Raw genomic sequence first — 6794 nt, 5'->3', positions numbered from 1 at the left:
AAAAACAATCTTCATCAATTTTAGCTGCAGCTTAAATTTAGATAAATATACAATGTTGATTATATCGTTGATTGTAGCGAAAGGAGCGAGACTCCTGCGGGAAAAGCAACAGCTGAAGACCCCGCAGGAACGAGGAGGCTGAAGCGTTGCCCGCGGAAAGCGAGCATCCTGTAGCGAAAATCAACATCAAAGTTAATAAATCAAATTTTTTAACGGTATAACTATTATTCTGAGAGTGTTTGCTTTTTTAAAAAGTGAATTGTGAAATTCATTCAAATATAAAAATAGTAAAATATAAATATATTTTGACAAAATCCTCGAAAAAATATCGTGAGTAAAATTTAATATACCGCCTTCCACTTTATACACCTATAATGCATTTTTATACAAACGGTATGTATTTAAAGCGTTTTATTTTTCATATTTAAATACCTAAATTACATAGATCAATAAATAGTTACCCGAACACCCTTAGACAAAAACCGCCATTTATCAACACCTTTCACAATTACCTGTACACATGATTTTTAGTGTCAACAGTAATCTTTTGACAACTTTGTTTTTTTTTGATTAAATAAAAAAGGGTACTGGCAACTATTTATACGTGTGCTAGTATAAAATTTAAAATTTAGGGGGATGAAATATGAAGAAATTTTATTCTATCCTTGCCCTTCTTCTTGCAGCAATGCTCGTATTAGCTGCATGTGGAGCAGGGGACGATGTTGACGAGGATCCAGGTACTGGTGATGCACCAGACACAGACGAAGTTGAAGACGATGAAACGGAAGACGAAGAGGCAGGCGAAGATACTGCAACTGACGTAAACATCGGAAACCTTCAGCTTGGAACTGGTAGTACTGGCGGTACATACTATCCGCTAGGGGGAGAAATGGCTACAGTTATCAATAACAACATTGAAGGTTTTGAAGGATTTGACCTAAGTGCTGTTTCCTCTGGAGCATCTGTAGACAACCTTTCTAGTATTTATCAAGGTGAATTTGCCCTTGGTATGACAGTTCACCTTCCTGCCTTAGATGCTTTAACTGGAGCTGGTGACTTCGCTGGTGTTGAAGTAAATAACTTTGGTTTCATGGGACATATTTACCCAGAAGTAATGCAAATTGTAACACCTGCTGATTCTGGAGTAGAAACGATTGCTGATCTACGAGGAAAAAATGTTAACATTGGACCTCCTGGTAGTGGTACACAAGCGGCTGCAAGATTAATTCTTGAAGCTTACGGTCTTGAAGATGGAGACTATAATGCCTTTGAAGAAGGGTTCGGTGACGCTGCTGGACGTGTTCAAGATGGTAACTTAGATGCATCATTTGGGCTTCTTGGTTTACCAGCTGGTAGCATTGAGGAGTTAGCTTTATCCCGAGACATCCGAATGATCCCTATTACAGCTGAAGGATTAGCTTATATTGAAGAGAATAGTGGTTACTCAGGTTTAACTATTCCTGCTGATTCTTATGACTTCTTAGACGAAGATGTTCAAGCAATCACTGCATATGCAATCCTTGTTGGATCTACTGATTTAATTGATGAAGATCTTGGATATGCAATTACAAAGGCACTATTTGAAAATAGTGACCAAATCTCACACAGCCAAGGAGCTCACTTAACAAAAGAGAATGCTCTTCTTGGATCTGAAGGACTTCCGATGCACCCTGGTGCTGAAAGATACTTCAGAGAAGCTGGAATTTTAGATTAATTAAATGAGTAAGGCCGGATCACCAGTTGGTCCGGCCTTTTTTAAAGAGAGTATACAAAAGTGCAGTTCCTTTTGGTATACTCTCGATGCAATGAGCTTAGCTGCCGTAATCTTTAAAAGCCAGTTATGGCGCTTTTCCATAACTGGCGAGCGGCAAGCGTGCCATTACTACTTTATAAGTACTTTTTTAATTTGTTTATAATCAATATTATTGAGAATTTTAGTAAACTATGGTAAAAAGAGAGGTACCTACCTATATTCGCCTCTACCCCAAGCTTGAATTCGCTTTCTAGTAATTCCCTTTTAATTGAATGACGATAGTTTATTTAGGTACACTATTCTATGTCATATAATTAAGAGGAAAGGCAGAGGTATCGACGAAAGTGCAGGATTCACCTTCCTCCTACCTTTTCGTCGATTTGTTTTACATAAAGCTTTTTTATCTCAATCTTAGGGTGGTGAACAAATGAAGGAAAAAGAAACATTAACAGAAGAACAGCAAAGAGAGCTTCTATTAAAATACGATAAGGAATCAGCTTATCGTCAAGACACCGGAAAATGGAAATGGGTAATTTCTTTCTTAGCCATTTCACTAACGCTTTTCCACTTATGGCGTGCCTTGCCTATGAATGGACCACTTGTTTTTTTACTTCAAGGAGCTGTTCATCTCGGTACTGCAATGGGCTTAATATTCCTTTTGTATCCCGCACGGAAAAGGGGTATCAAAAGAAGTGGTGTGCCATGGTATGATGTAGTTTTAGCTTTTCTAGCTATGGGTTCTACCTACTATATTTTATTCCGCTATGATTGGATAACGGGTCCAGCAAGAATCTTAGGGTTTACCACCTTTGATATTATTGTAGCGACAATAGGAATTATTTTACTCTTAGAAGCAACACGACGTGCTGTAGGTATACCTATTATAGTTATTGCTTCATTAGCTATCTTATATGGTTTATATGGAACTAATATCCCTTATTTTGGACATGGTGGATTTGATTGGACCGGATTATCTAGAAGATTATTCTACTCATCTGATGCCATTTTTGGTACTCCAATTCAAATTTCATCCACCTTCATCTTCCTGTTTTTATTTTTCGGGGTAATGTTAACAAAGACGGGTGTCGGTCAGTACTTTAATGACCTAGCATTTGGAGCAACCGGTAGATATACGGGTGGTACGGCAAAAGCTGCTGTTGTGGCTTCTGCTATGCAAGGGACAGTAACTGGTAGTTCTGTAGCAAACACAGTTGCTTCCGGTTCCTTTACTATTCCAATGATGAAACGAGCTAAGTTTAGGCCGGAATTTGCAGCTGCTGCAGAAGCCTCTGCTTCTACAGGGGGCCAAATTATGCCGCCTATTATGGGGGCAGCCGCATTTATCATGGCGGAGTATGTTTCTGGTGTTTCCTATAGTGATATTGTTATCATCGGGATTATTCCAGCACTTTTATATTTTACTGGAGTATTTGTAGGTACCCATTTTGAAGCAAAGAAGCATGGAATTAAAGGGCAGCCAAAGGATCAATTACCTTCATTAAAAGGATTGTTCAAACGAGCAGATCTGCTCCTCCCGCTTGTAGCTATCATCTATATGCTTGTGAATGGCTGGACACCAACTACTGCTGCTTTAACAGGAATTGCAACAGCATTTGCAGTAAGCTTCTTTAGAAAAGATACAAGAATGGGACCAAAAGATATAATAAATGCATTAGAACAAGGGGCAAGAGTCGCCCTTCCAGTAATTGCAGCTTGTGCCACAGCAGGTATTATTGTGGGGGTTGTGGTATTTACAGGCTTAGGGTCTAAAATTGCTGGAGGATTAATTAGCCTTGCAGGTAACAGTTTATTCTTACTTCTATTCTTCACAATGATTGCCTGTATCTTACTAGGAATGGGGTTACCAACTACTGCAAACTATGTTGTAACAGCAACGATGGCCGCTCCTGCATTAATTCAATTTGGAATAGAGCCAATAGCTGCCCACTTCTTTGTTTTCTACTTTGGAATTGTGGCAGACATTACACCACCGGTTTGTTTGGCGGCTTACGCCGGATCGGGTATAGCCAGGGCAAATCCAATGAGAGCTGGTGTTACAGCGTTCAAACTTGCAATAGCAGCCTTTATCATACCGTATGTGTTTGTGTATAATCCAGTTCTCCTATTACAGGATGCAACGTTCCTAACCTTAGTTCCAGTATTATTAACAGCAATTATTGGAATGGCTGCCGTAAGTGCTACCATGATGGGATACTTTGTTTATAAGCCATATTGGTATGAGCGTATCCTTTTATTAGCTGGGGGATTAATGCTAATCGTCCCAGAAAACATTCCAGTGGAACTAGCTGGTTTAGCTATTATCATTGTAGTAGGAGTTCTGCAACACTTCCGTAAGAAAAAGGATAAGGACAATGATGTGGTGACGGCTTAATTTAATATTCATAAAATGTTGGTATTTGCTTTACTCGTCGCAAAGGAACTTCACTACGAGAAAAACGCTCGTAGTGGGCTTTTAAAAGATTGCGACGGCTCCGCAAATACTTCACGAGGGGAGTCAAAAGGTTGCTTTTTAACCTTTTGACTCCCCTCTTTAGTCATAAAATACATCGAATTTTTCCCATAGTCTCTCTAGTTCCTCTAGTCGTTTCTCCACCTTTTTATGCTCCGATCTTGTTAGAGCTGTTATTAGGGCACTTGCAATGCTCATAGGTGCTGAAAAGGAATCAATGAATGAATTTATTTCTGTTGAAGCAATGATGTTTAAATCCCCGTAAGGTACTAGTGGGCTCATTAGGTGATCCGTTATAACGAGTGTTCTTGCTCCCTGGTGTTTAACAAATTTTAAAACTTCTACTGTTCTTTTCGTATATCGACTAAACCCAAGACCTATTACTAAATCCTCTTCAGAAATATCTAACAGATGTTCAGAAACTCCGTCAGCTTGCCTAATAAGTTCCGTATTTTGTAAGACAAGGTCTAGATAAAATTCTAAAAATCCTCCTATGCTTGTTGCACTACGATAGGCAATTATATATATTCGTTTAGCGTTAATTATTTGCTGTACTGCCTTTTCGAAAGTTATAGGATCTACTTGATTTAGGGTCATCTTTAAATTCTGAATATCATCTGACAACACCTCAGAAATAACATGCTCTGTTCGTTCATTTTCATCTGTTGTTCTAGCTAACACTTCAGCAGATGTCATTTTCCTTTGAAGTGCTTCCTGTAAATGACGTTGTAAATCGGGATAACCCTTGTAATTGAGGAAAAAAGCAAATCGTATAACAGTTGCTTCCCCTACCTCCACGTTTTTTGCTAATTTCGATGCCGTTAAAAATGGAGCGGTTTCATGATTTTCTATGAGATAGTTAGCAATTTTTTTATGGGATTTACTCATCCGCTCTCGATTCTCAATCATTCTTTTATAAACTTCACTTTCTAACAAGATGTTTCCCCCTTTAAGACATTCCATCCCCTTCCAACCTATTATTTAAGACTCTCTCATACGCTTTCACCGTCTTTTCTAATTCCCTCTCTCCATGTGCTGAAGAAATACTGTAGCGGTTTAATGGTTTTGTATAGATCCCTTCGTTTAGTAAATGGAAATCTAATTGTTTTCGAAGGCCAAGGTTAGTTTCTTGAAGGTCGCGGTAATGTCTAATGCTATTTTCCTTTGTACAGACTACACTGAAAATTGTCCCTAAACCGATAGCCTTTAAAGGAACATTTGCTTTTTTTCCCAAATATTCAATATTTCTCTTCAAAGTATTAGTATACGACAAAATGCGATCAAAGTCCTTCTCCAGTCTTTCAATTGTAGCTAATCCAGCTGCAAGTATAGTTGGATGTCCGTTATACGTACCGCTGTGGAAAAGAATATCCTTTGCGGAAGAATGCTTCCCTTGGCCTGCATCAAACACGTCCCCAGATGCTTTTGGTTGGCTAATTTTCATGATTTCCTCTTTTCCACCAACAACACCGATAGGAAATCCCCCCCCTATAACTTTTCCTAGTGTGGTAATATCAGGCACCACATTATAAAGCTGTTGAGCTCCACCTAGGGAGGTTCGAAATCCTGTTTTTACTTCGTCAAAAATAAGGACAATCCCGTATTGTTTAGTGACTCTTCTTAATGAATCTATAAAAGATTGTTCTGCTGGAATAAAGCCACCTTGTACTGGTTCAATGATTACTGCCGCAAGCTCATGGGAATGTTTTTTTATTAATTTTTCTGCAGCCTTGGTATTGTTAAATGGAAGCATCAACGGTTTTACATCTGCAAACGGCTCTAAACCTGAGGATTCAGGAACTGCCTCGGGTTCTTCTTCCTTTCCTGCTTCTGAAAGTGGTGGATTTATGCTATATAGTACTTCGTTATATCCTCCATGATAGTGACCTTCAAATTTAGCAATTTTTTTTCGTTTTGTATATGCACAAGCGAGACGTATAGCTAGTAAAGTTGCCTCCGTACCCGAATTGGTATATCTCATTTTTTCCATGGAAGGATAGTGGGATTGGATTTTTTTGGCAAAGGTAACCTCTAAAGGATGGGGCGTTCCAAATAGAAAAGTTCCATTACGACTCATTTGATCAGAGACAGCCTTTGCAATATCACTGTGACCATGTCCTAAGGCTAGGGCACCATAGCCCATTAAATAATCGATATATTGATTCCCGTCTACATCTTCAAGATAAGCACCTTTTGCTCTCTCCATAACAATAGGATAAGGTGCAAAGTGTTTAATGTTTGCTGTAACTCCCCCAGGTAAATATTGTGCTGCTTTTTTCATTTCCTCATACGATCTTTTCGTTTTTGACCCATATTGAATAAACGGAAGATCCACTTTTCTTGTGGCCATTTTTAATTCAATTCCCCTTTCCTTCTTACCTCCATTTTTATGAAGGATTTATTTCATTTTATGATATAAAAGCTTGGTTGTGAAGGGGTTTCATGTGGAATTTTTAATCTTTTTATAACTTTATCTAAGTTTAAAAAAACGAAAGAAATTTGAAGGAATTCTTTCATAAGTTTAATAAAATAGAAGTTTTACTCCGTTTTTGACCTAATTTAACGGATTTT

General features: G+C 38.3%; 5 protein-coding genes. 3 read left to right on the top strand and 2 right to left on the bottom strand.

Going from position 1 to position 6794, the window contains the following annotated elements; genetic code table 11:
• The first annotated feature begins 643 nt into the window (after positions 1-643).
• From J2S74_RS19470 to J2S74_RS19460, 3 genes are all read left to right on the top strand, one after another.
• A complete protein-coding gene (locus J2S74_RS19470; RefSeq protein ID WP_307328898.1) occupies positions 644-1714 on the top strand; it encodes a TAXI family TRAP transporter solute-binding subunit in 1071 nt (356 codons plus the stop codon).
• Between the two features lie 4 nt (positions 1715-1718).
• Complete coding sequence (locus tag J2S74_RS19465) at positions 1719-1916, top strand: hypothetical protein (RefSeq protein WP_307328895.1); 198 nt, start codon at positions 1719-1721, stop codon at positions 1914-1916.
• A gap of 264 nt (positions 1917-2180) precedes the next feature.
• On the top strand, positions 2181-4145 hold the full coding sequence (locus tag J2S74_RS19460) for a TRAP transporter permease (RefSeq protein WP_307328893.1): 1965 nt from the start codon (positions 2181-2183) through the stop codon (positions 4143-4145).
• A 159-nt stretch (positions 4146-4304) separates the two neighbouring features.
• Here the strand turns inward: J2S74_RS19460 and J2S74_RS19455 are convergent, their stop codons facing one another.
• Both J2S74_RS19455 and J2S74_RS19450 read right to left on the bottom strand, forming a co-directional pair.
• Entirely contained in the window at positions 4305-5159 is an 855-nt protein-coding gene (locus J2S74_RS19455) for a MurR/RpiR family transcriptional regulator (protein WP_307328891.1), read from the bottom strand.
• Between the two features lie 13 nt (positions 5160-5172).
• The gene (locus J2S74_RS19450) at positions 5173-6573 is read right to left on the bottom strand and encodes an aspartate aminotransferase family protein (protein ID WP_307328888.1); all 1401 of its coding nucleotides are present in this window, start codon (positions 6571-6573) and stop codon (positions 5173-5175) included.
• Positions 6574-6794 lie beyond the last annotated feature (221 nt).

Origin of the sequence: Evansella vedderi (assembly GCF_030813435.1) — a bacterium.
Classification (GTDB): Bacteria; Bacillota; Bacilli; order Bacillales; family Salisediminibacteriaceae; genus Evansella; species Evansella vedderi.
This window is presented reverse-complemented; position numbering and strand designations above follow the sequence as displayed.